Here is a 24,196-nt window from a genome sequence, read left to right as displayed (position 1 = left end):
AGCTGCACCTCCCAAGTTTTCTAAAAGAAAAACAAACCGTGCCAAAATTTGGCACGGTTGCACTTCGAGCTAGGCCCGGCCAACATTCCTCAGAATCTGAGTAATTTGTTGGGGCTTATTCATGGTATATAGATGAATCCCCTCAACTCCATTGTCCAGCAAATCCTGCACCTGGTTGCTGGCATATTCTATACCAGCTTTTTCCATATCATCATTATTATCTCCATATTTATCAACCATCATTAATAATTTAGCCGGCATAGAGGCCCCACATAAAGAAATTATTCTTTTTATCTGTTTTCCATTCAGTACTGGGAGAACCCCGGCCGCCACCGGGCATTCAATGCCGATCCTGCGAGCATTTTCCATAAAGTTATAAAATACCCTGTTATCAAAATAGAGCTGGGTAATTAGGAAGTCTACCCCTTGGTCAACCTTATTCTTTAAATGGTCTAAATCATCACTTAACCTTGTACAATTACAGTGTCCTTCAGGATAAGCCGCAGCACCAACACAAATATCACCTTGGCTTTTTATGTGCTTTACTAAATCAGCGGCATATTGGAAATCGCAGGTAGAGAAATCGAAATCTAATTGATCTGCAGGTGGATCTCCCCGTAAAGCCAAAACATTTTCAATATTTTCTTGCCGCAGTTCCTTGACTATTTGGTCTATTTCAGCTTCTGACTGACCAACACAGGTCAAATGAGCCATAGTTTCTATCCCATACTGATTTTTTATTCTGGAGGCTATTTCTTTTGTACGATCACGGCTGCTGCCACCGGCACCATAGGTCACACTTATATAATCAGGGTGGAGCTTAGTAAGCTCCGCCAAAGTGGAAAATATAGTTTCCAGGGGTGTGGTACTTTTGGGTGGAAAAATTTCAAAGGATATTACAGGATTTTTCTGGAGATAAATTTCAGAGATTTTCATATTCATCACACCTTAACTTCTATATTATAAATTCTTAATTTATTTTTTCTTACAACACCATTACATTTATTCAATAAGCTTGTATATTACACTAAAGAAATAATATACTATTAATTGGAATTAACACCAATAACATACTTGAGGAGGCCTTTTCTAATGACCACAGAAAATAATTTAAAAGAAGCCTTTGCGGGGGAATCCCAGGCCAACAGAAAATACCTTGCCTTTGCTGCTAAAGCTGACCAGGAAGGATATCCTGCAGTGGCTAAGCTATTCAGAGCTGCAGCAGAAGCTGAGGCTCTTCACGCCCTAAGTGAGTTAAAGGCACTGGGTGGAATTAAGTCCACCGCAGAAAATCTTCAGACAGCAATTGACGGGGAAACCTATGAATTCACTCAAATGTACCCCGGTTTTATTGAAACCGCCGAAGCAGAAGGTAACAACCAGGCGAAACGTGCCTTCCACTTTGCCAATGAGGCAGAAAAGATTCACGCTGACCTCTACAAAGCAGCACTGGAAGCCCTTGAGAGTAAAGAGAATGTCGACTATTACCTATGCCCTGTCTGTGGGTACATTCATAAAGCTGATGCCCCAGAAAAATGTCCTATCTGTGGAGCCAATGGCAGCAGTTTTAAAAATCTAGGTTAATATTTTACTATCAAAAGTGGGATGTGACAAGTCGCATCCCACTTTGTTTTGCGCTCCTATATACTAAAACTCTTTAATGATCCGGTAATCTGTAGTCCTCTGGGCTGGTGTAAAACCTGCGCTGCTAATACAGTGCAGTATTTCCTTGAGTGCCACCCTATAGTTTACCCCTGCGGCCCGAACCACATTTTCTTCCAGCATGGTACTTCCAAAATCGTTGGCACCAAAGCTTAAAGCTATCTGAGCTATTTTCGCTCCCTGGGTGACCCAGGAGGCTTGAATATTTTTTATATTATCCAACATTAGTCTAGCTACGGCCAGAGTTTTCAAATATTCCACTCCGTGGGCAGTTTCACCGCCTAATTCTGTATTCTTCGGCTGAAAGCTCCAGGGAATAAAGGCCGTGAAACCACTGGAACGATCCTGGGCTTCCCTTACTCTAATCATGTGCAGGATACGCTCTTCGGTTGTTTCGATATGCCCAAACATCATGGTGGCTGTAGTCTTCATACCAATTTTATGGGCTGTGCCCATTACTTCCATCCACTCTTCCCAGGTTATCTTTTCAGGACTTATGGCCTTACGCACCCGGTTATCCAATATTTCAGCCCCGCCCCCAGGCAGTGAATCCAGTCCTGCCGCCTGAAGTTTCACCAGCACCTCCTGAAGAGATAAGCCTGATTTTTTGGCAATGTGCCAAATCTCAGGGGGTGAGAAAGAATGTATATGGATCGAATAGCTCTCTTTAATGGACTTTAGCAAATCCAGATAGTAATCTAAGCCTAGTTCAGGGTGTAAGCCTCCCTGAATTAAGAGTTCGGTTCCTCCCGCATGCAGGGTGGCATCTATTTTATTGAATAATTCCTCTTTACTAATAATATACCCTTCAGGGGAGTCAGGATCTTTCCAGAAGGCACAAAACTTACAGCGGCATGTACAGATATTTGTATAATTAATGTTGCGATCAATAATAAAGGTTACCCGGTTCTCCGGGTGTAATCTCTGGCAGACTATATTAGCGGCGGCACCAAGGGCCAGTAAATCTGAAGAATTTAAGAGGGCAACGCCCTCTTCTAGACTCAGGCGGTGCCCTTCTAGCACCCTTTTAAGAATTGGGGAAATATCAGGCACCTTCTTCACCCCAAACCGATAGCCGTACCCTTTCTTCAATAAGACCGCTCTTATAACAATAATCGTAAAAGGTCAGTAGAGCTCTCTTATGTCCTTCGTCAAAATCGTTGTTTATGGTTTGAAAATATTCTTCCAAAACCTCCATGGGCAGTCCACTTCTACGCCGGGCCTTCTTTAATAATCCGTCATAGTTGGCAGCTGCGTACTCCTTAGCTTCCACCAAGGTTTTGCAAAGTAAATCTATCTCTTCAGGGTGCTCTAAAGCAAAATCTTTTTTTATTATCCAGAGGGCAAAAACCATTCTTTCTCCAGTAAATTGTTTCCACACCTCTCCTAAATCAGTAACATGATAGGGCAATCCTTCTTCCTTGACCCTCAAATTAGCCCTCATTGCATCATCCCCAATAAGCAGAGCTCCATCTGCACATGACATCATTTTATCCAAATCCGGTGCTTGGGTCTCATATTTTGCCTCCACATGATAGTAATGGTCAAAGAGAACCTTAAGCAGAGCTATTGAAGTAGAGGAAGATGATGTAAGACATATTTTTTTCCCTTCAAGTTCAGTTACAGGAACATGACTAAATAAAAATATACTATGAACCGGACCATCTGCACTGACTGACAAGTTAGGAAGTATAAAGCATTTGTCTACATGACGAGCATATTCAATTGATGATAGGGCGGTCACATCCAACTCACCTTCAAGCAGCATTTTATTTAACATTGTTGGTGTTCCCTTAATTAACTCACCTTCAAAGGGTAGAATCCCATCTTCCAAGGCATGGAATACTGGTAGGCAATTTAGGTAGTCCACCTGCCCTAACCGAACTTTTGCCACTAAAAACCCTCCCCAAGAACATTGTACAGGGTATCCCGTTCTACGGGCATCTTACCCGCAGCCTTGATCATATTTATCAATTTGTTTTTTGTCATAAACTGAGCGGTTTCTGCCCCTGCATCATGGGCTATTTTTTCTTCTATTACTGTTCCATCCAGGTCATTAACACCAAAGGATAAAGAAGTTTGAGCCATTTTGGGACCATATAATATCCAATAGGCTTTGATATGCTCAATATTATCCAGCATTAACCTGGAGATTGCAAAGGTTTTAAGATCATCATAGCCAGTGGTATGAGATAGCTGCTCCATCTCCAAGGCAGTGTTTCTAGGATGAAAGGCAAGTGGAATAAAGGTCAGAAATCCACCTGTTTTATCCTGCAGCTCCCTGAGCTTTAACATATGCTCAAGCCGCTCCTCTACTGTTTCCACATGTCCGTAAAGCATAGTAACATTCGTTCTCATCCCTATCTTGTGGGCCGCCGCGTGTACTTCCAGCCATCTATCGGCAGTAATTTTATTTTCGCAAATTATATCCCTTACCCTCTGAACCAATATTTCAGCTCCGCCTCCAGGTAAAGAGTCAAGTCCCGCTGCCATTAAAGTTTTTAAAACTTCTTCCAGGGATAAATTATGAATCCTTGCTAAATAATCAATCTCCACCGCTGTAAACGACTGAATAAAGGCACCTGGTGCAGCCCTGCGAACACGTTGAAGCATCTCTACATAATAATCCAGCTTTAAATTAGGATTAAGGCCTCCAACAATATGTATTTCAGAAACCTTTAGCCCATGACATTCCCCAGCCTTTGCCTCTACCTCGTCCAGTGACAAGGTGTATGCTCCCTCATCCTCAGCCTTTCTACCAAAGGCACACAATTTGCACAGAATCTCACAAACATTAGTGTGATTAATATGCCGATTAACAATAAAATATGTTCTATCACCATGTTTTCTCTTTCTCACAATATCTGCAAGATAGCCTATTGCCAGCAAATCATTGGAACTATATAATTTTAACCCGTCTTCCATGGTTAGCCGCTTGCCCTGTTCCACCTTTGACTTAATTTCCTTCAACTCACTGTTTTCAAAGAGTTCTTCCATGTTCTTCCCCTTTCTTCCGGTGGGACAAATTTAATGGGCTTAGTATGTCTTCCCTAAAGTAGCTGGAAAGGGAATAAGATATCAAAAATCGTAAAAGCAAACATTGTTACACTAAGGGTCCCGTTGAGGTTAAAAAAAGCTAAGCCTGCCCGGGAAAGATCCTCCGGGACCACTAACATATGCTGGTAAGCTAAAAGCCCTGTAGCAATGACGACCCCAATAAAATAAAATAATCCAAGGTTTAAAATCAAGCCCACGCTTAAGAAACAAATCGGTGCCAGGATATGAAGAATTGTTGATAACCTCAAGGCACTTTTAATACCAAATTTTGCAGGAATGGAAAATATACCTTCCCGTCGGTCAAAATCAAAATCATCACAGGCATAGATTATATCAAAGCCTGCCACCCAAAGTAGTACACCAATCCCCAGAATAATCGGTGCTGGATGAAAGCTCCCGGTTATGGCAACCCAGGCACCTAGGGGAGCTAATCCCAGGGCTAACCCACACCAAAAATGACAGGTCCAGGTAAACCGTTTGGTAAAAGAATAAAAGCTTAAGAAGAACACTGCAACTGGAAACAACTGTAGGGCTAGGGTGCTAAGGTTATAGGCCGAAACAGCTAATAACCCGAAGGATAACATAGTATATAACCACACCTCATTTACCCCCAACATGCCCTTTGGCAGGGCTCTACCCGCGGTTCGAGGGTTTTTTGCATCAATATGCCTGTCAACCAATCTATTTATGGACATAGCCGCAGTCCTTGCTCCAACCATGGCCAGGGTAATCCAAAGGATATTATGCAGACTAGGGATTTTCTGCTCCGTTAATAGAGCAGCAATATAGGCAAAGGGCAAGGCAAATAATGTATGCTCGACCTTAATCATTTCTAAAAACACTCTGAACTTATGAAAAGCCATAAGCACCGTCCTTCACCAAAACTTTAGCTGATAGGAAGCTTTTCTACTTTACTTAATACCAACATGTACAGCTACAATACCGCCGGTAAGCTCATGATAGACGGCATCCTTTAGCCCGGCACGTGAAAACATATCCCTTACCACCGACTGGTGGGGAAATATCTTAAGTGAGTTGGGTAACCATTGGTAGGGGCCATCCTTTCCAACCCCCATCTTGCCCAATAAAGGAACCAGTCTGTCAAAATACAGGTAATAAAGCTGTTTAAACACAGGGGCACTGGGTTTTGCCAGCTCCAAGGAAACCACTCTACCTCCAGGCTTAACCACCCGACGCATTTCATCTATACACTTTTCTACATCTGGAACGTTCCGCAGGGCAAAGCCAATGGTGGCACAATCGAAGGTATTGTCCTCAAAGGGTAATTCCATGGCATTTCCCTGAACTAATTCAATAGAGCTTTTATATTTGGTCTTATCTATATTTTCAACGGCTTTAGCCAGCATATTCTCACAGAAGTCTAAACCTATAACCCTTCCCGTTGGAAAAGCTATCTTTGCTAATTCAATGGAAAGCATACCGGTACCACAGGCAACATCCAGTGCCATGGCCCCTGATTTTATATTTGTCTGTTCAACAGCAAATCTACGCCAATATTTATCCCTATTAAAGCTAAGGGTTGTATTTAATAAATCATAACGATGAGCGATTGAGGAAAAGACTCCGTGGACAAATTCCTCTTTACTTTTTCCGCTAAAGTTCTGCAAAAGTATAAGCCCTCCTTTCAATTAGACTACCTTTCTGACTATGCCGTCAGTTGTGCGAAACAAAGAGGTTAGTTCTGTCAGCATTTTTTTGTCAGGGCGGTTAGGTAGTTGTTCAAGGGCTTTTAGAGCAGAGTCTAAATATTTATTTATTTCGCCACCAGATGCTCCATTACGGCACATACCATAGGCCATCCCCAAATCCATTCCATAGTCAAACAACAGGCCTTTTTCATATTCAGGCGCCCCTGCCAAATCGCCGGCTAGAAAGGCGGAGCCAGCCATAAGCTCGGCCTCTTCCAATTTTAATATTTCTTTATTTATCTGACTATTTTCCGAGTGCAGGCTATTATTTCTTAGAATCCCGCCCTCGTTTATTTTAGCTATAATGTTGGCCAAAGGTTTTAGGTAGTGATTCATATCATAGCTGCACAGGGTAGTAAAAAATTTTCCATATAGATAGTCTCCCACTAAAACAGGAAACTGGGTACCATCTCTAGGATCTGATTCTGATTTTGAATTTATGGTGACTTCAGGAATTCTCCTGTGTACTTGAGAAGCCATAAAAATAAACTGCACAATGGCTCCAAGGGAAATAACCTTGGCTGACATGCAGTTATAAAAGTGGGCAACAGAAATAACCACTGCTGGTCGAATAAAATTATCCATTGGTGAAAACTCTATGTGGGCATAACTCCCAACATGACCGGCTTTAATGGTAAGTTGTCCTTTAATTTTTTTGTGAACAGACTGTAAATCTTCCCGGATATTAGCAAAAATATCGCCAGACATGATAAGTCCTCCTCGGCTGCGGATAACTTATTACTATTTCGTTAAGCATAGGCGATTTCCTTCCTCTTACCCCTATTAAAATACTTAAGTAACCTTAAAATACTTAGCACTATGCCACTATGTACCATTTGAACCATATTTATGGGCAAAAACTAACGAGCCTTGCTCCTCCATTTAAGTTGAGCAAGGCTCGTTAGGGTTTACTGCATTTGGTACTAATAAATATCCCTCCTATGAATTTACGGCCGCTAAACGCGGAACCATCCCAGGCAGGATTCCTCTCTTAGTTTCCTGAGCAGCCATATCTTTTGCCCCAAACTCTCTCGTCAGGAAATTGCAGGCATCCCAGGGATTTACTGTGTCGCCGCAGGTAAATACATCTACCGCAGCATATCCTAATTCAGGCCAAGTATGGATGGCCAAGTGACTCTCACTGATTACAACCACTCCACTTACACCCTGCGGGCTAAACTTGTGGAATACAAATTCGCGGACCTCAGCCCCCGATTCCAGTGCTGCGTTTACCATAATTTCCTCAACCCTCTTTGCGTCATTGAGGATATCAAAATCACAGCCATAGATTTCAGCCAAGACATGGCGGCCCAAAGGTTTCATCTTAGTTATCCTCCTCCATTTCATTAAAGAAAAGTATTGGAACCAACAAGCCCATTACCATTTTTCGGGCTGGCCAATTCCAACCAAAATCAATTTTAGCATAAACTATTTGATTGTCAATAAAATTTTACGCAAATCTTGGCTTCATTTGGCGAAAATCCCTAATAGCACCTTATTTCACGATATTTATCAATTTCCCTATATTTTCTATACTCTTTTCTTTCACCCTACTATATTCCATTAATAATAATGTACGCCTGTCTAGGCAAAAAGGTGTTAGAGATATTGACCTACATATCCCTTTTTTGCTCAGTTAAGACCAGGTAAACCAAGGGAGGAGCAGCAAAAATCATTGTTGTGGCAGCAGCAACAACCCCTGAATCATTAAAGGCAAAGGCTACCAAAGCACCTGTTAGGACTCCTATAAAACCCTTGTACAAATAGGGGTACTTATCCTTAATATTTTGCATTACTCCCCTGGGGCGGTAAAATAGCAGGGCTAGAACCGCTAGGCTTGCCAGAAGAATTCTGCTCCAAACGGTATATTTAAGAAGCTTCATATTCATAGCCCATTTTCTTTGAATAATATCCAGCACTTGCCCAGGCCCTGAGCTTATAATTAATGAAGCTGTGGTCCCCATATGGGATCTTAAATCAGGTGGGCGTGTCAAATCAAAGGCAATAAAGCCACCCACAGCAACAATCACTAAACCTGCCACCGTTAGGATGGTATGCACCCTAAAGCGTACTCCTAGCAATAGTAAAAAGGTAACCAATAGGGCTGATGTGGCCGCGATGGCTCCGCCCACATTTGTACCTATATGCGGGGAAGCCATGGCATATACCCCAATCAAAAATATTATACCGGTGAGGGCAATTAGAGGCTTTCTCCACTTATCAAAATACTGTATAGCAGCGGTGGTGCCTATGATTAATGAACCAATTAAGACCCCCATGTATTCATTTCCAATTCCATAAAATCTAGCTCCCACAATAGGGTCATATCCCAGTATAGACTGTTTTTGCAGATATGAAGCATTCATCAGATCTATCAGAATTGCGCCGGCAGTGGCTAAACATATGAAGATAAAGGGATCCATCCCCAGTTTCCTATGAATCAAAATGGCCAAACCTACTATCAAGGCTGTGGCAATAATAAGCTGGAGAACTAAAATAGCTACTGAGCCTCCCGGCAAAATGGGTATAAGCAGTTCCGCCAGGGGTACTGCCATCACTAATAATAAAAATGGCTTAATCAATTCTGCCATGTGGCGTCTAAAAAATACACCAAAGAGGGCAACAAATAAGACTACTATCTGGATCATAACATAGGCAGATTGTACAGGCGGCCTTGCCTGATAGGTGGTAACAAGCCTGTCATTTAAATTTTGAAGGTATTCCAAGGTATTCTCTCTCATTTGCAAATTCGAGCTACTTAAGGGCCTTCCCGACATTCCCAGCACAGGTTCCAATCCTAAAGCCTTAAGTATCGTAGGTGCAATATCGGTATTCTTTACAATACCATCTCGCTTTGTGGTGCCTGAGGTTAACAGGGAGCCTGGAGCAAAACCAGGTCCTGCGGCTACCATTAGGGTAAGATTCCTATTACCCCTTAATGCTTCATAGGTAGGTGTTGGACTTACCACCAGTAACATTTCCTTGGAGAAGTCTAACTGGGTGGTTAAATCGCCCACAAAATCATCTATTCTATTTAAGACCCCGGCCCTCTGTTTGGCATAGGACTGATCAGTGCTTCGATCCCTCTCTTCATATAATCTAGTAACATCGCCTGTTTCAACTACAATCAGTGATACACCCATATCTCTGTATTGCAAAACCTTCTGGCTGATCTCTGCAAAATTAGTTCTTAAGCCTCCCAATACATCATCCTCGTGGAGCAATATGGATCTATCCACAAGTCCAAAGTCTGTCAAGCCTTGCTTGTCCATGGTGATTGTGGTGGCCAGTCGCCTATGAACAGCAATGGAATCCCCATTACCTATTACTGCAGTTGAAAGGCCAGCCTCCTGAAGTGCCTGTCCCAATGCACCCGGTTTAGCAGGATAAGGTAAATTTTGGTTAGCTCGATTCAATTTACCAATTGCCAATTGAATCACAGCCTCTGGAGAGGTTTGCCATCCTGTGCGTCTTAAATACTCAATACTGGCAACGGTATCCAGCACCTCTTCGTCGCTGTTAAAGCCATTAAGGGCATCGCCGCTACCTATCAAATGTGCACCGGCACCAATGGTGGGATAGGTATGCTCAGAATTAATTTGAGCACCTGTGTTATTATTAAGAAGTCCCAGGGAACCTTTTTCTGCTAGCGACTTAATATTTTTTAAACTATCCCCTTGATAATCACTAACATCCAATCGGTCGATAACAACCAGCACTACCCTCTCAGCCTGTTCAACTGAATTAACCCCCGCTGCAAAGGCGGGGGCAGCATATATAAATAATAATAGGGCTAACAAACCGGCCCTAAATTTGGGCCAGAAAAACAAATACAAAATTTGTCTCCTCCGTTCTTAATTAACTGTAAATATTATTTGCTTCCAGAAATTTTCTTTTCCAATAACTGCCCGTAAAGGTTTTGAGTTCTTTCCACCATTGTTTCCACTGTAAATTTTTCCTTTACTAGCTTATGTCCTGCTAGACCCATGCGAACTATACGTTCCCTTTCCCCTAACAAACCAGCCAGTGATACAGCCAGAGCCTCGGGATCTTTAGGCGGTACCATCAGACCCGTTTTACCCTGTACAATAGCTTCTGGGATACCACCAACCTGGGTTGCTACAACTGGTTTACCTGCTGCCATCGCTTCTAAAATTGTTAAGGGTAATCCCTCTGTAATTGAAGGTAGGACAAAAATATCAATTATACTCATGATTTCAGGAATATCTTCTCGGCGACCTGCAAAGGTGACCCTGTTTTGTATCCCTAAATCTACAGCTTCCTTTTGCAAAGCCTCCATGAGTGGTCCGTCACCAACAATTAGAAAATTCACCTGATAATCCTTTAATAGGGATGCTGCCTTTAAAAAATAACTTAACCCCTTCTGGGAAGCCAGCCGGGCAATTGTACCTATCACTGGACCAAGTTCAGGGATATCCATACTTTTTCTAATAGTCATTAAATCATTTTTTGTCTCAAAACGCGAAACATCAATACCATTATATATGGTAGTTATATGTTTACCCTGCAGGCCCTCCCTTTCAATTAATTCCTGCTTAAGGGCATCAGATACCGTTATTATTCTATCAGTAAATCTGGCCAGAAAACGTTCCACTGAAGCAAAAAGCCTCTTCTTCCATTCTGGCCACTCTTCATAAAATATACTATTATGGGCTGTGAAAATAACCACCGGAGTTCTGGCAATGGCTGCCGCGACTCTCCCCACTAAAGCCCCTTTAGAACTATGTGCATGCATGATGGAGGTTCTGGTATTATGTAGATGTCTTATCAAAATGCTGGTTGCTGCATAGTCCTTAGCTGGAGATAACTCTCCAACTAAAGGAATGGGAATAACCTTAACGTTCATATTATAAAGAGTTTCCCACAATTGACTATTCGGAGGACATGCGACCGTAACATCAAATCTGGATTTATCGGTTCGATTAACCAGATCAATGATATGATTTTTCATTCCTCCAGCAGCAGGTCTTACCACGTGCAATACCTTTATCTTGGCCACCGGTGTCACCCCTGCCGAAAATATGAATATTATTTCCATAACTATCCATTTTAATACATCACATTCTATTCGCCACAGCTTATGTTTTTACCTGCACGGGGTCACAAAATAAAGGCTAGAAGGATAAAAGGCCGCGAATGGCGGCCTTTTATCCTAGTTTACTTTAATTGCCTCGGTTGGGCAGCTTTCTGCTGCTTCTTTTGCAGAATCTTCTTGGCCCTCAGGTACTTCATCTACAATAGCATGAGCCTTATCATCATCATTCCATTCATATACTTCTGGACATACATCAATACAAGCACCGCAGCTAATGCAGAGATCCTGGTCTACTACTGTTTTCATGGATACACCTCCAATTAAATTTGCAAAGTTAGTTTTGCTTTAACAACGGAAATTATACCCGTTTTTGGACATTATTAACCATGAAATAACAGACTTGCTTCCTAATAATTATTGCGACCAGTGTCCATTCTTCTCTCTTCGTCAAGACCAACTGAAGAGAAAAGCCTCTGAAATTTTAGGAAATCCTCCACACTCATTATCTCGGAATTAGAGTAGAAAATTCGTCCGGCGTTATTTACAGCACCCCAGGTTACTTTTACAATATCCTTATTTATACCCTCTTTCGTCTCGGTCTTTACAAAGAGTTTAACTGTCATATATAAATCCCCCAGAAACATTTTTTAAATAATTATATCACTGTTTTTATTTTGACAATAAAAAAGAAGAACGGGTTATCCCGCTCTTCTTAGAGTGTTACTATTCGCAACCGCAATCATTAGAGACACGGCCACCACAGCCATCGGAAACTGAACTGCAAGAGTCAGCACATTCATTGGAAGTTGTACAGGATTCCAAAGCTTCCAAATCTTCTACCTCTTTTTTCGCCCGTTTCTCTTTAGCCATTTTGTAACACCTCCCGTTCTATTGTACCCGAAACAACAAAAAACAATCAGTAAATCTTTTCCTTTAGATAATTTTTATGGAGAAACTGAATATTGTGAAAAGCCTTACTAACTGATAGTCTAAAATCTGAGAATTTTTTAATTTTTTTTTAAATTAATTAAAATGGCAGCAGGATTTTTACTGAAAACATTTAATATTTATATTAATTGGTCAGGCCACCTTACATTCATGCCAGTAGCTTTTATAATTTTCCGAAAATTTTGGTTCCATGTAGTAATGTTTTTAGTGGATTTGGACTTACTAATAAAGGGGGTTGATAATTACAATAGCAGATACAATTAGGCTATCTTATGAAATTCAACATCATTAGGGAGGTCTTAACCTATGCTTGCATTTATGGCAGCAGTGCCTATTTTGGTAACAATAATATTAATGGCCGCTTTTAACTGGCCTGCTAAAAGAGCTCTACCTGTTTCCTGGTTACTCTCGGCAGGTATTGCACTTACAATTTGGCAGATGGATTTCCAACATGTTTTTGGTTATTCAATCTTTGGTGTTCTTAAGGCCATTGACGTACTTATCATAATTTTTGGTGCAATATTAATTCTTAATACTATGAAGCTATCTGGTGCCATGACCACCATCAACAATGGATTTAGTGGCATCACAAAGGACCGTCGTATCCAAGCTGTAATTATCGGTTGGATGTTTGGTGCCTTCATTGAAGGTGCTGCTGGTTTTGGTACCCCAGCCGCCCTTGCTGGTCCCCTGCTGGTTGGCTTAGGCTTCCCTCCTCTGGCTGCAGCAATGGTTGCCCTCATTTTCAACAGTACTCCTGTTTCCTTTGGTGCAGTTGGTACTCCTGTATTCGGTGCCATGAGTACCTTAGCGGGGAACCTGACTCAAGTTGGAGCCGAGCAAGAAGCTTTTACCCTAGTCATGACTAAATGGATTGCTATCCCTCACGGTTTAGTAGGCGTGTTTATCCCCTTGCTGGGTCTCTGCCTCCTAACTAAGTTCTTTAGTGAAGAGAAATCCATCAAGCCAGGTCTGGCTGCTGCTCCCTTTGCTATCTTTGCCGGTCTGGCCTTCGTTATACCCTATATCCTGACAGCTTCCTTCTTAGGCCCTGAGTTCCCATCTCTGGTTGGCGCCTTTATTGGCCTACCCATCGTGCTGTTGGCTGCTAAAAAAGGCTTCCTGGTACCTAAGACTTCCTGGGATTTCCCACATAAGTCCAAGTGGGAATCTGACTGGAAATCAGTTATGGAAGATAAGGGAGATATTGGCGAAGCTAAAATGTCACTGGCAAAGGCCTGGGCTCCCTATGCCTTAATCGCTATCATACTGGTTGTTACCCGTATCCCTGCCCTTGGTCTAAAGCCAATTCTACAGGCTCAAACTATTAAAATTGTTAATATCCTAGGAATTGAAAACCTAACCTATAGCCTCCAATGGGCTTATCTGCCTGGCACTATACCCTTTATCTTAGTTGCGATGATCACCGCATTAATTCACGGTATGAACTTCCAGCAAGTTAAAACTGCCTGGACCTTGACCTTTAAGCAGATTTCCGGTGCGGCCATTGCCCTCTTTGCCGGTGTGGCACTGGTGCAATTAATGCTGAACTCTGGCGTTAATGCCGGTGGACTGGACAGCATGATGACTGCTATGGCTAAAGCTACTGCAAGCATGGCCGGTGATGCTTATCCCTTTGTTGCACCCTTTATTGGCGTGCTAGGTGCCTTTATCTCAGGTTCCAACACTGTTTCAAACATTCTCTTCTCTTCCTTCCAGTTTGAGACAGCTAGAATCTTGGCCATGCCTGAGATACTAATTGTAGCACTACAGGTTATCGGTGGTGCGGTAGGTAATATGATTTGTGTTAACAACGTAGTTGCAGTGTGCGCTACCGTTGGTACCATCGGTGTAGAAGGTAAGATAATCAGACGAAATGCCATACCTTGCTTCATCTACGGAATCGTAGTGGCCACAGTTGTTGCATTAATGATTTACAGCGGATTTAACCCCTTCCCAATTTAATAATCAAAGCCAAACGTTAGCCCCGGGATTTATGCCCGGGGCTAAGCTTTTGTTTGTGTATTCTCCCTATTTTTTTCCTGATACCTTTGGAACGCCCTTTTTTCTTGTGGGCTTTGTAGGTACTGTGGATGTCCTTTTGGCACCCATATATTTAACAATTACAGCGCTTGTTAATAAAGCAATAAATGCCTTGATAAATAAATCTTTCGCCAGGACAACCTTGGCAAATTCCCAATACCAGGATATTCCTATCTCCTTGGTCAGTTCCATATCAACAGCAAAGGCCTGGAGTGCCGTGATGGTAATAAAGATTCCAATGGCATGAATGATAAATTTCTTGTTATTCATGTTTATTCTATACACTCTCTCTCCGGAAAGTTTAGACTTTGCAAAAATAGCTCCTGATAGCGTGGGTCCTCCGCCAGCCCAAGGTGTTTAAACTTAGTGCTTAAAATCTCCGCGTCCTTCCTTAAGGTATGGGATAGTAGCAGCATTACCGCTCCTGTACCGGCTGTATTACCTACCTGTTTTATTCTCTTTGAAGGAATATTTCCCAGCAGGCCAATTCTTTGGGCATTGGCTGGATTTAGATAATTGCCAAAGCCGCCAGCCATTAAAATACTGCTAATATCCGTATCTTCTATTTTAAAGTCTTTCAAAAGAATTTTAATCCCAGCCTCAATGGCCCCTTTAGCCAGTTGTATTTGCCTTATATCCCCTTGTTGGATACTGACCCCATTGGCCAATTGAAAATAGGTCTGTCCATGATCATCCTTTTTCAACCTGCTTCTTATTTTAAAGGAAGTAACTGGTGGTAACTGTGAGGCTTCGGAAATATTGCCCTCGGAATTTATAATTTCTAACCTAATCATTTCCGAGATAGAGTCAATTATTCCCGAGCCACAAATACCCAGAGGCTTTATATTTCCTATTACTTCAAGGTTAACATCATAATCCAACCAGACCTTATTGATGGCCCCTGCTGCAGCAATCATTCCCTTTGAAATATTGCCCCCCTCAAGGGCCGGTCCTGCGGGGGCAGATACTGCTACAAGTCTATCTTTATCTTTTAGTAATATTTCAGCATTGGTTCCTATGTCGATCAGCAATGTTTTATCCTGGGAGTTTGCCAAATCACAGGCAATTGCAGCAGCAAGTGCATCTGACCCGATAAAACCTCCAATAAATGGCGGAAAATAGCATATAGCCTGGGGAGCTATTTGGATTGCCAGCTCTTTACCTTTTATGTATGTGGGTCCCATGGCATAAGGCTGAAATGGGGACTCCTTCAGGCTTGCTATGGGCCATTTTAGCAATAGGTGAATCATAGGCGTATTGCCCACAATAACTATTTCGCAAATTGAGTCGGGTGATACCTTAGCCTCAGAGCAGCATTTCTGTATTAGTTTTTCAATACTATTTATGGCTGCCAGGGTAAGCCTCTGGTAATGCTCCTGGGACCTTGCACCATAAGCCATTCTGGTAATAACATCGGTCCCGAAGGCAACTTGTCCATTTAGTGCTGAGTGGGAGGACAGGCAACTGCCGTCTGTGAGATCATGAAGGTATCCTGCCAGGGTGGTTGTTCCAAGGTCTATAGCCATGCCAAGGTGAGCTGCAGCTTTACTGTATTGTTTTGTGCTGGAAGGCTGAGTATTTACTTCGTCCTCTAGATACACCTTCATCCCATTTATAACCATTGTCTGGCAGGCTAAGGAGAAGGTAGCCCCTTCCTGTCCAGGAATAGTTACCCTGACTCCACATCTCCCGCACCGCTCGGTACCACCGCAGGGTGCGACTAATTCAACACCGGCTATTCTTGCCGCCTCTAATAGCGTTGTATCCCCAACAACCTCTACCATGTGACCCTCAGGTAGAAAGGTAATCCGCTTCTTATTGCTTTTCAACCCATCATCTCCGCTTTTTACAAGCCCACAAGTTCCTTGGCTACACGTACCGCTTCAACGGCATCCTCTGCGTAACCATGGGCGCCAATTTCCCGGGCGTACTGCTCTGTTACAGCTGCCCCTCCCACAATGACCTTACAGTTCAGACCCCTTTCTTTAATGGTATCTATTATTTGGGGCATATGAATCATGGTAGTGGTCATTAATGCACTTAACCCAATAATCTCTGCTTGACGTTCTTCAGCTACTTTAATAATTTCCTGGTTATCAACGTTTTTTCCTAAGTCAATGACATCAAACCCATGATTTGCCAGCATCACAGATACAATGTTTTTTCCTATATCATGGATATCACCCTTCACCGTTGCCAAAACAACTGTGCCGGTTTTTTTGGCAGGTCCCTTGGCCAGTTCCGGTCTTAACCTCTCAAAACTTTTGGTCATAGTTTCCCCGGCCATCATTAATTGTGGAAGGAAAAACTTCCCTTCTCCATATTTTTTACCCACTTCCTCAATACCAGGAATAAGAGCTTTATCGAGAATATCCATGGGTGCCAACCCATCGGTAATGGCCTTTTCAATGTAGCTGATGATATTATCCTTATCCCCTGATAAAACAGCATTGTATAACATCTCCAGGGGAGTGAACGCCTTAACCTCTTCAGTTTTAGCAGGGGTAACTCTACCATCCTTTGACTGTTCCCAGGCAATATATTGTTCCGCCCTCATATCCCTGCCGCATAATACGGCAGATGCCCTGAGGGTTTCCATCATACGTTGTTCCTGGGGATTAAGTATAGCTGCATCTAGTCCCGCATACAGGGCCATGGCAAAGAAAGCAGCATTTATCAAACCCCGGTTAGGTAAACCAAAGGAGACGTTACTCACGCCTAAACTAGTGGTTGTCCCAAGTTCCCTTTTAACCATAGTAATGGCCTTCAAGGTCTCAGGCACACCTTCAGGCTGAGCGCTGACAGTGAGTACCAGACAGTCCACCATTATGTCCTCCCGTGGAATGCCAACTGCTTCAGCCCGCTCCACAATTTTTCTAGCCACAGCCAGTCGCTCTACCGCGGTGGGAGGAATGCCGGCGTCGTCCAGGGTGAGGGCTATCAAAGCAGCACCATATTTTTTTGCTAAGGGCAGGATAGTCTCTAAACTGTGTTCTTCACCATTTACAGAGTTTATGATCGCTTTGCCGTGATATATTTTCAGGGCGTGTTCGATAACCTTTGGGTCTGTACTATCTATACACAGGGGTGCATCCACTAAAATTTGCACGGCATTAACTGCCCTCTCCATGGCTGCAATCTGGTCAACACCACCAACACCAACATTAACATCAAGGATAGCTGCCCCTGACTGTACCTGGGCCAGGGCGTCTCTACGGGTAATCTCAGTTTTCCCTTCCCTTATTTCGGCCTGCAGAGCTTTTTTCCCCGTTGGGTTTAACCTCTCTCCAATAGCCACAGGAATACCGTTTGGTTCAATAGCAACCGTTTTTACCCGGCTGGCCACCCTGAGTCCAAACTGCCTAGATCTCTTCACTGGTTGTAAGTGTTTAACGCTGCCCTTGATGGCTTGAATATGTTCTGGTGTTGTTCCGCAACACCCGCCAAGGAGTGATGCGCCATACTCAACAAAACTGGCTGCATATTGTGCCATTGTTTCCGGCATTTCTCTAAATACGGTTCTTCCATCAACAATCTCAGGCATGCCCGCATTGGGGGATACCAGGATGGGAATGTTTGTGCTTTGGCCCAGCTTTTTAACTACACTTACTAACTGTTTTGGTCCCACCGAGCAGTTAACCCCAATGGCCACAGCCCCTAAGCCCTCGGCCACCACAGCAGCAGTTTCCGGGTCGGTTCCTGTAAAGGTCCTACCTGTTTCATCAAAGGTAAAGCTGGCAACTACCGGAATATCTCCCGCATCTGCTGCTGCCACCAGGGCTGCCCGCATCTCACCAATATCCCCAAAGGTTTCAAAGAGTATTAAATCTACTCCTGCCTCAACCAAACACCTACATTGTTCGTAAAATTGCTGGTAGGCCTCATCAAAGCTTAGAGTCCCAAGGGGCTGCAAGAATTTTCCTAAAGGTCCAACAGAGCCTGCAACCATTGCTCCAAAGGGTTGGGCTGCTTCTTTAGCTAATCTAACAGCAGCAAGATTAAAGTCTCTGACACTATGTCCATAGCCATACTCCTCAAGCTTTGTACTTATTGCGCCAAAGGTATTAGTTGTAATTATATCTGCACCCGCCTCTAAATATAGCCGGTGTATGTCCTTTACAGCTTCGGGCTGACTTACATTCCACTCCTCGGGACACCAGCCTGATGGCAGTCCCTTTTGCTGCAGCAGGGTACCCATAGCCCCGTCCACAACCAGAATTTCCTTTCCTACTCTATCCCTGAAGGTCAAACTTAACCCTCTCCTTCCATTATTCTAACTCGGTATATACAATTTTCTTTTTGGCAGGACATACATTTAACCTGGATAATACTTCTATTAGGACCCCATCCCACCCAAAAGACAAGGGATTTTACCGGCTCCAGTTGGTAATACGGGGTACAATTTATACTTAAATTACCTGCCCCGGCTAGTTCCATGAGAAGTGGTAAATAGGCCAGCTCATTTTCTTTACAGCCGGGAATATACCTTGGTGTGGGGAACAACCCCTTGCTTCGATATTGCTTGGACAATAGATTTACTATCCAATCAGCAACCTCTTGAACTGCAATGTTTCCCACAGAATCAAGTATTATGGCGGTGGTAAAGTTTCCCTGTTTAAATGCTTCCTGTACCTTATTTTCTATAGCTTCTCCTATGGATACTGCTATCACACTAACTCTCTCGATTTTTGTATTATTGAACTTTATACCTGGAAGAGGAATATTATCTCCCCCGGGACCTATCAAATAGCCCTCTAATGATAATTCATAACATGACCAGGCTGCGGTTGGACATAACAGGGATTTTGCCTGTGTAATTACCTCACCAACTATGTTTCCTAGGGGAGAGACTAACGACTCACTATTATCCCCTTGCCCTAGCAGTCCCAGCACCTTATCCAGCCTTATCTCCACCGGCACCTGGGGCAGCAGCATAAGTAACCTCCCGCAAGTAATTTTATATAAAAAAACGCCCATTTAAAGGGCGTAGGTTTAACATCCTTAGCGCACCTCATCTTTCCGAGCTTCAAAAAGCTCCGCAGGAGTTGGCACCGCCGCCATCTTAGGCCGGTTGCCGGGTTTCATTGGGCCAGTCCCTCCACCACTCTTGATAAAGTAATCATTGTCGGTATTTGTTTATTAATCGTAATTTACACTAATTTAGCACTATCAGTCAATACTTTCTAAAGCATGTTTAGCGGCAGCTTCTCCGGCTACATAGCCTGTACTAAAGGCCACCTGCATATTGAACCCTCCCGTATGGGCATCAATATCCAGTATTTCTCCGGCAAAAAAAAGTCCCTTTATCAGTTTGGATTCCATTGAACGGGGATCCACTTCCTTCACTGCTATCCCTCCACCGGTAACAGTAGCCTCATCAATTGATCTGGTCCCTTCAATATTTACAGGCAGTCCTTTTAATAGTAAGGCCAGCCTACGCCAAGTTTCTTTCTGGATCGCTCCCACAGTTACCTGGGGGCTAACCCCGGCCAGCTCTGCCAATACCAGAGCTAGGCGTTCCGGCACCACCGTCGCTAAAGCAGTCTTTAAGATCTTTTTATTTTCCTCAAGGGCAATTTGCCCAAGCCTTCGGGCTATTTCCTCTTGATTTGTGCTTGGGTATAAGTCTATCTCTCCCCTAATGCTTTCTATCCCTGTTTTCTGTTTTTCTATGGACACATACCTTCCTACCCTGAGGGCGCCCGGCCCGGATATACCCCAGTGAGTAAAAATAATGTCCCCCATTTCACAGGCCATTATTTTTCCTTTACCATTATATAGGGTGATTTTTACCGAGGGTAAGGATAAACCCTGAACATCCCTTTCCCTAATCCATGGATCTGAGCATGTTACCGATACCGCTGAAGGAAATAGTTTTGTAACAGTATGGCCCAGCTTTCCGGCTATTTTATAACCATCTCCGGTGCTGCCGGTTTTGGGGTACGAAAGTCCCCCGGTGGCTATCACCGCTGCCTTTGACTTTAGCTCTTTTCCCCCAACCACCACACCGCGGCAACATCCCCACCCTTCAATGAGGGCATCAACCTTTGCCTGGTACTTGATCCTCACACCTAACTTTAATAGATGCTTTTCCAATGCCTCTACCACCTGGGCAGCACTGTTACTTCTGGGAAATACTTTTCCCTGGTTTTCCACCTTAGTCTTAATACCTAATTTATTAAAATAATCCCTTAAATCCTGCCCTGAAAATCTATATAGGCTGCCGAAAACAAACTTCCCGTTACCGGGAATATTGGCAACCATTTGCTCAATATCGGTATCGTTGGTTAAATTACACCTTCCTCCACCTGTTATCAGCATTTTTTTACCTAAGCGTTCATTTTTCTCAAGGAGCAGGGTTTTAGCACCCTTTGCTGCTGCCACAGAAGCGGCCAACATGCCAGCTGGCCCTCCACCCACCACTATTACATCATAGCTATTTTCCATTTCGAACTCACTTCCTATTGTTAATACACTAGTACCAAATATTGTATCACAGAGCATGACGGCTATACATTGGTCTACTAGAGTTAGCAGTTTGTTAAATTACAGTTAAGAAGATTATAAAAAATAATTCTTTGTTAAGAGATTGTTAAAGTACTTTTCCAAAACTTAAAATTTGTTAAAATATAAAAGGTTATGTCTACTAATGGAGGAATAATACATGGCAATTTCTATCCAAGATGTGTTATTTTTAGGCTTCGGTGGCCTGGGTATCTTTCTTTTCGGTATAAAATTTATGTCCGAGGGTTTACAAAATACCGCCGGGGCAAGAATGAAGGAGTTCTTGGAAAAGGGTACAAAGACGCCCCTTAGGGGTGTCATCACCGGTGCTCTGGTAACTGCTTTAATCCAGAGCAGTAGTGGAACCACTGTTTTAACCGTTGGCCTTGTTAACGCAGGCTTATTAACATTGAGGCAAGCCATCGGAGTTATCATGGGGGCAAATATTGGAACCACCATGACAGCCTACTTAATCGGCTTTAAATTGGAAAAGTATGCTCTACCAATTATTGCAATCGGTGTTATTATGCTGTTCTTTATCAAGAACAAAAAGGTAGCCAATATTGGACAGGTTGTCTTTGGTTTTGGTATGTTATTCTTTGGTCTGGAGCTAATGGGCTCTGGATTAAAGCCATTAAAGGATTTACAGTTCTTTACTGATCTAATGGTAGGCATAGAAAATAACCCTTTCCTTGGAGTATTTATTGGCACAGTTTTCACATTTATTGTACAGAGTAGTTCAGCTACTATTGGTATCCTGCAGGAACTTGCTGACCAGGGGGCAGTTACTTACAAGCAGGCAGTTCCGATCCTCTTTGGCGATAACATAGGTACAACGGTAACAGCTTTACTGGCATGCATTGGTACCACCGTTGCGGCACGCCGTGCTGCCATCACCCATACATTGTTTAACATTAGCGGGACAGTTATCTTTTTGCCATTGTTTTTATTTGGTATCTTCCCCGAGGTGATTCGTTTAGCCACTAATTATGTATTTGTATTGATTCCCGGCTTCGAGGGCACCTGGGAAACACTTAATATTAGGATGCAGATTGCCCAAACCCACGGCATGTTCAACATTACTAACACACTTATCCAGCTGCCCTTTGTATCCTATCTAGCCTGGGCCGTTACCAAGCTGGTGCCTGGTAAAGATGCCATGTTTAATATGGAACCCCGTTACCTGGAACCAAGATTGCTTGCCAACCCTTCGGTGGCCTTAGGACAAGCAACCCAGGAGATTTTAAGGATGGGCCGCCACTCCAGCGAATTCTTTGGTGAGTCTATCAGATTCTTCTTTAATCCGAAGGATAAAGAATTAAATCCCATGTATCTAGAACAAAAGGAAGAATTGATCAACAGGTTGGACAGCAATATAACCGATTACCTTGTCAAACTATCAGCAAGTAAAAATATGACCGAAGAGCAGTCTAACTATGCTTCTACCCTGCTCCAGGCAGTCAATGACTTTGAGAGAATCGGTGACCATGCAACTAATATTACTGAGTCCACCATTTTTAGCATGGAGAATAAGGTAACATTCTCAGAGGAGGCCCTGGCCAGTATTCGTCAAATTGCTGATCTTACAGATGAAACCTTAAAGATGGCCTTGGAAGCTTTGCAAACCGGAAACCATTCCCTGGCCAGACAAGTAATTAAAAATGAAGTTGTCATTGACAACCTGGAAAAGGAATTCCGCTTTGGACATATCATGAGGTTAAACGATGGTATGTGTAATGGTTCCGAGGGCTCAATATTCCTTGACATGCTAAGCAACATTGAGCGGGTCGGTGACCATGCAGTTAACATAGCCGAGTATGTACTTGGCAAAATGGGTACCTTAGAACGCCAGGAAGTAAAAATAACCAGTAAAAAGATTGCCTTTGGAGAAAATAAGTTTTAATTAATAGACTTGCAGGCAATTTAATATGTCATGCTAAAGGGGCCCTGTAATTTCTACAGGACCCCTTAGTATTACCTTAAATTAAGTAAGCATGATCATTTTATACATTAAATCTAAAGTTGATAATGTCTCCGTCTTTAACGATGTATTCCTTACCTTCCAGCCGGAACATTCCTTTTTCTCTGGCCTTACCCATGGTTCCTGCTGTCACCAAATCCTCAAAGGCCACCACCTCAGCTCTGATAAAGCCCCTCTCTATATCCGAGTGAATTTTACCAGCTGCCCTCTTAGCATCCGTTTGCCTCTTAATAGTCCAGGCCCTTACTTCATCTTCTCCTGCTGTCAGGAAGGATATTAGGCCGAGATAGTCGTATACCGCCCTAGCTAATCTATCTATACCTGGCTCTGAGATTCCTAAGTCTTCCATAAACAGCTCCCGATCATCTTCAGGAAGCTGGCTTATTTCCATTTCCATACGTCCACATATCTCAATAACTGCAATACCCTTATCTGCAGCATATTTTTCCACCTCTGATTTGCCTGGGTAAGTTCCTGCCCGGTACTGATCCTCATCAATATTTACTACCAACATGATGGGCTTCTCAGTTAGAAATGCATAGTTCTTCAGGGTGAATCTTTCTTCTTCTGTAAGACCCAGTTGGCTTATCAAGGACTCTTCTTCCAAGGCAGCAAGGCATTTTTTCAGCACTTCCAGCTCGAAGGCATTTTCTTTAGTAAGCTTTTTACCCGCTTGTATTCGCTGGATACGTTTTTCTACTAAATCCATATCGGCCAGCAGCACTTCATAGGAAATAGTCTCAATATCCCTTAGGGGGTTAATATCTTCTTCCACGTGGGGCACCTCGGAGTTTTCAAAGGCCCTTACCACATGCACCAGTAGATCTGCGTTTCTTATGGCACTGAGAAATTGATTACCTACACCCTTTCCTTCACTGGCACCCCTTACCAAACCCGGCACCTCACTAAATTGGATCTGAGCATAGGTTGTCTTCTTGGGCTTATACATTTCTACAAGAAAATCAATTCTTTTATCGGGAACCTTCGCAGATGCCGTAATGGTTTCAGTTTTACCACTCAGGAAGTTTGACGTTTCCTGGTTAGAATTTGTCAGCAGGTTAAAAATTGTTGTTTTTCCTACCATAGGTAAGCCAATTATGCCACTGGTTAGATTAGTTGACATATCCCTTAATCACTCCTGTATTTTCATTACTAAAGGATTTTATCATATATGGCCTGCATTTTCCACTAAGAAAGACTGGCCAGCCCATCTGCAAAAAAATAAGGCCGGATTTT

22 protein-coding genes and 1 riboswitch are annotated in these 24,196 nt (G+C 42.9%); of the genes, 3 read left to right on the top strand and 19 right to left on the bottom strand.

Features of this window, described 5'->3' with window-relative positions; all coding sequences use genetic code 11:
- Positions 1 to 69: 69 nt before the first annotated feature.
- The gene (gene metF / locus P6N53_RS01715; protein WP_304540659.1) at positions 70 to 936 is read right to left on the bottom strand and encodes a methylenetetrahydrofolate reductase [NAD(P)H]; all 867 of its coding nucleotides are present in this window, start codon (positions 934 to 936) and stop codon (positions 70 to 72) included.
- Between the two features lie 156 nt (positions 937 to 1,092).
- On the opposite strand from metF, the gene P6N53_RS01710 reads away from it, so the two are divergent.
- Entirely contained in the window at positions 1,093 to 1,584 is a 492-nt protein-coding gene (locus tag P6N53_RS01710; RefSeq protein ID WP_304540657.1) for a rubrerythrin family protein, read from the top strand.
- 63 nt (positions 1,585 to 1,647) lie between these two features.
- Here the strand turns inward: P6N53_RS01710 and mqnC are convergent, their stop codons facing one another.
- The 12 genes from mqnC to P6N53_RS01650 all read right to left on the bottom strand — a co-directional run bounded on the left by mqnC (position 1,648) and on the right by P6N53_RS01650 (position 12,354).
- On the bottom strand, positions 1,648 to 2,724 hold the full coding sequence (mqnC, locus tag P6N53_RS01705) for a cyclic dehypoxanthinyl futalosine synthase (protein WP_304540872.1): 1,077 nt from the start codon (positions 2,722 to 2,724) through the stop codon (positions 1,648 to 1,650).
- The gene (locus P6N53_RS01700) at positions 2,708 to 3,556 is read right to left on the bottom strand and encodes a menaquinone biosynthetic enzyme MqnA/MqnD family protein (protein WP_304540655.1); all 849 of its coding nucleotides are present in this window, start codon (positions 3,554 to 3,556) and stop codon (positions 2,708 to 2,710) included. The genes mqnC and P6N53_RS01700 overlap by 17 nt, the downstream gene beginning before the upstream one ends.
- Positions 3,556 to 4,659, bottom strand: a complete 1,104-nt coding sequence (mqnE, locus tag P6N53_RS01695) for an aminofutalosine synthase MqnE (protein WP_304540653.1) — start codon at positions 4,657 to 4,659, stop codon at positions 3,556 to 3,558. The genes P6N53_RS01700 and mqnE overlap by 1 nt, the downstream gene beginning before the upstream one ends.
- 53 nt (positions 4,660 to 4,712) lie before the next feature.
- On the bottom strand, positions 4,713 to 5,582 hold the full coding sequence (locus tag P6N53_RS01690; RefSeq protein ID WP_304540651.1) for a UbiA-like polyprenyltransferase: 870 nt from the start codon (positions 5,580 to 5,582) through the stop codon (positions 4,713 to 4,715).
- A gap of 48 nt (positions 5,583 to 5,630) precedes the next feature.
- Complete coding sequence (locus P6N53_RS01685; RefSeq protein ID WP_304540649.1) at positions 5,631 to 6,347, bottom strand: demethylmenaquinone methyltransferase; 717 nt, start codon at positions 6,345 to 6,347, stop codon at positions 5,631 to 5,633.
- Between the two features lie 21 nt (positions 6,348 to 6,368).
- The gene (locus P6N53_RS01680) at positions 6,369 to 7,136 is read right to left on the bottom strand and encodes a polyprenyl synthetase family protein (protein WP_304540647.1); all 768 of its coding nucleotides are present in this window, start codon (positions 7,134 to 7,136) and stop codon (positions 6,369 to 6,371) included.
- A gap of 231 nt (positions 7,137 to 7,367) precedes the next feature.
- Complete coding sequence (gene speD / locus P6N53_RS01675; RefSeq protein ID WP_304540646.1) at positions 7,368 to 7,751, bottom strand: adenosylmethionine decarboxylase; 384 nt, start codon at positions 7,749 to 7,751, stop codon at positions 7,368 to 7,370.
- Between the two features lie 290 nt (positions 7,752 to 8,041).
- The gene (locus tag P6N53_RS01670) at positions 8,042 to 10,264 is read right to left on the bottom strand and encodes an alkaline phosphatase family protein (RefSeq protein WP_304540644.1); all 2,223 of its coding nucleotides are present in this window, start codon (positions 10,262 to 10,264) and stop codon (positions 8,042 to 8,044) included.
- A 35-nt stretch (positions 10,265 to 10,299) separates the two neighbouring features.
- Positions 10,300 to 11,448: a glycosyltransferase family 4 protein gene (locus P6N53_RS01665; protein WP_304540642.1), complete on the bottom strand. Its 1,149-nt coding sequence runs from the start codon at positions 11,446 to 11,448 to the stop codon at positions 10,300 to 10,302.
- Positions 11,449 to 11,601: 153 nt separating this feature from the next.
- Positions 11,602 to 11,790: a ferredoxin gene (locus tag P6N53_RS01660; protein ID WP_304540641.1), complete on the bottom strand. Its 189-nt coding sequence runs from the start codon at positions 11,788 to 11,790 to the stop codon at positions 11,602 to 11,604.
- Between the two features lie 101 nt (positions 11,791 to 11,891).
- A complete protein-coding gene (locus P6N53_RS01655) occupies positions 11,892 to 12,107 on the bottom strand; it encodes a hypothetical protein (protein ID WP_304540639.1) in 216 nt (71 codons plus the stop codon).
- A 100-nt stretch (positions 12,108 to 12,207) separates the two neighbouring features.
- Entirely contained in the window at positions 12,208 to 12,354 is a 147-nt protein-coding gene (locus P6N53_RS01650; protein WP_304540638.1) for a hypothetical protein, read from the bottom strand.
- 384 nt (positions 12,355 to 12,738) lie between these two features.
- On the opposite strand from P6N53_RS01650, the gene P6N53_RS01645 reads away from it, so the two are divergent.
- Complete coding sequence (locus tag P6N53_RS01645) at positions 12,739 to 14,397, top strand: L-lactate permease (protein WP_304540636.1); 1,659 nt, start codon at positions 12,739 to 12,741, stop codon at positions 14,395 to 14,397.
- A 66-nt stretch (positions 14,398 to 14,463) separates the two neighbouring features.
- Here P6N53_RS01645 and P6N53_RS01640 read toward each other — a convergent pair whose 3' ends face one another.
- From P6N53_RS01640 to P6N53_RS01620, 5 genes are all read right to left on the bottom strand, one after another.
- Positions 14,464 to 14,745: a hypothetical protein gene (locus P6N53_RS01640; RefSeq protein ID WP_304540633.1), complete on the bottom strand. Its 282-nt coding sequence runs from the start codon at positions 14,743 to 14,745 to the stop codon at positions 14,464 to 14,466.
- Positions 14,746 to 14,747: 2 nt separating this feature from the next.
- Complete coding sequence (locus P6N53_RS01635; RefSeq protein WP_304540632.1) at positions 14,748 to 16,304, bottom strand: ASKHA domain-containing protein; 1,557 nt, start codon at positions 16,302 to 16,304, stop codon at positions 14,748 to 14,750.
- A 17-nt stretch (positions 16,305 to 16,321) separates the two neighbouring features.
- Positions 16,322 to 18,724: a homocysteine S-methyltransferase family protein gene (locus P6N53_RS01630; protein ID WP_304540631.1), complete on the bottom strand. Its 2,403-nt coding sequence runs from the start codon at positions 18,722 to 18,724 to the stop codon at positions 16,322 to 16,324.
- Between the two features lie 2 nt (positions 18,725 to 18,726).
- Complete coding sequence (locus P6N53_RS01625) at positions 18,727 to 19,410, bottom strand: hypothetical protein (protein WP_304540630.1); 684 nt, start codon at positions 19,408 to 19,410, stop codon at positions 18,727 to 18,729.
- A 73-nt stretch (positions 19,411 to 19,483) separates the two neighbouring features.
- A riboswitch (SAM riboswitch) is annotated at positions 19,484 to 19,592 on the bottom strand.
- 52 nt (positions 19,593 to 19,644) lie between these two features.
- On the bottom strand, positions 19,645 to 20,922 hold the full coding sequence (locus tag P6N53_RS01620) for a BaiN/RdsA family NAD(P)/FAD-dependent oxidoreductase (RefSeq protein ID WP_304540628.1): 1,278 nt from the start codon (positions 20,920 to 20,922) through the stop codon (positions 19,645 to 19,647).
- A gap of 217 nt (positions 20,923 to 21,139) precedes the next feature.
- Here P6N53_RS01620 and P6N53_RS01615 point away from each other — a divergent pair, with 217 nt between their 5' ends.
- The gene (locus P6N53_RS01615; RefSeq protein ID WP_304540626.1) at positions 21,140 to 22,882 is read left to right on the top strand and encodes a Na/Pi cotransporter family protein; all 1,743 of its coding nucleotides are present in this window, start codon (positions 21,140 to 21,142) and stop codon (positions 22,880 to 22,882) included.
- Positions 22,883 to 22,982: 100 nt separating this feature from the next.
- Here P6N53_RS01615 and ychF read toward each other — a convergent pair whose 3' ends face one another.
- A complete protein-coding gene (ychF, locus tag P6N53_RS01610; protein ID WP_304540625.1) occupies positions 22,983 to 24,083 on the bottom strand; it encodes a redox-regulated ATPase YchF in 1,101 nt (366 codons plus the stop codon).
- Positions 24,084 to 24,196: the final 113 nt, after the last annotated feature.

Origin of the sequence: Desulforamulus aquiferis, assembly GCF_030577015.1 — a bacterium.
Classification (GTDB): domain Bacteria; phylum Bacillota; class Desulfotomaculia; order Desulfotomaculales; family Desulfotomaculaceae; genus Desulfotomaculum; species Desulfotomaculum aquiferis.
The sequence above is the reverse complement of the archived record's forward strand: the minus strand, read 5'-3'. Positions and strand labels throughout refer to the sequence as shown.

Bases quoted from the DNA above. Each gene is read 5' to 3' on its own strand.
- P6N53_RS01710 (WP_304540657.1), top strand. From the start codon at position 1,093: ATGACCACAGAAAATAATTTAAAAGAAGCCTTTGCGGGGGAATCCCAG.
- P6N53_RS01615 (WP_304540626.1), top strand. From the start codon at position 21,140: ATGGCAATTTCTATCCAAGATGTGTTATTTTTAGGCTTCGGTGGCCTG.
- P6N53_RS01690 (WP_304540651.1), bottom strand. From the start codon at position 5,582: ATGGCTTTTCATAAGTTCAGAGTGTTTTTAGAAATGATTAAGGTCGAG.
- speD (WP_304540646.1), bottom strand. From the start codon at position 7,751: ATGAAACCTTTGGGCCGCCATGTCTTGGCTGAAATCTATGGCTGTGAT.
- P6N53_RS01650 (WP_304540638.1), bottom strand. From the start codon at position 12,354: ATGGCTAAAGAGAAACGGGCGAAAAAAGAGGTAGAAGATTTGGAAGCT.
- P6N53_RS01625 (WP_304540630.1), bottom strand. From the start codon at position 19,410: ATGCTGCTGCCCCAGGTGCCGGTGGAGATAAGGCTGGATAAGGTGCTG.
- P6N53_RS01645 (WP_304540636.1), top strand. From the start codon at position 12,739: ATGCTTGCATTTATGGCAGCAGTGCCTATTTTGGTAACAATAATATTA.
- mqnE (WP_304540653.1), bottom strand. From the start codon at position 4,659: ATGGAAGAACTCTTTGAAAACAGTGAGTTGAAGGAAATTAAGTCAAAG.
- P6N53_RS01620 (WP_304540628.1), bottom strand. From the start codon at position 20,922: ATGGAAAATAGCTATGATGTAATAGTGGTGGGTGGAGGGCCAGCTGGC.
- P6N53_RS01660 (WP_304540641.1), bottom strand. From the start codon at position 11,790: ATGAAAACAGTAGTAGACCAGGATCTCTGCATTAGCTGCGGTGCTTGT.
- P6N53_RS01655 (WP_304540639.1), bottom strand. From the start codon at position 12,107: ATGACAGTTAAACTCTTTGTAAAGACCGAGACGAAAGAGGGTATAAAT.
- metF (WP_304540659.1), bottom strand. From the start codon at position 936: ATGAAAATCTCTGAAATTTATCTCCAGAAAAATCCTGTAATATCCTTT.
- ychF (WP_304540625.1), bottom strand. From the start codon at position 24,083: ATGTCAACTAATCTAACCAGTGGCATAATTGGCTTACCTATGGTAGGA.
- P6N53_RS01640 (WP_304540633.1), bottom strand. From the start codon at position 14,745: ATGAATAACAAGAAATTTATCATTCATGCCATTGGAATCTTTATTACC.
- P6N53_RS01680 (WP_304540647.1), bottom strand. From the start codon at position 7,136: ATGTCTGGCGATATTTTTGCTAATATCCGGGAAGATTTACAGTCTGTT.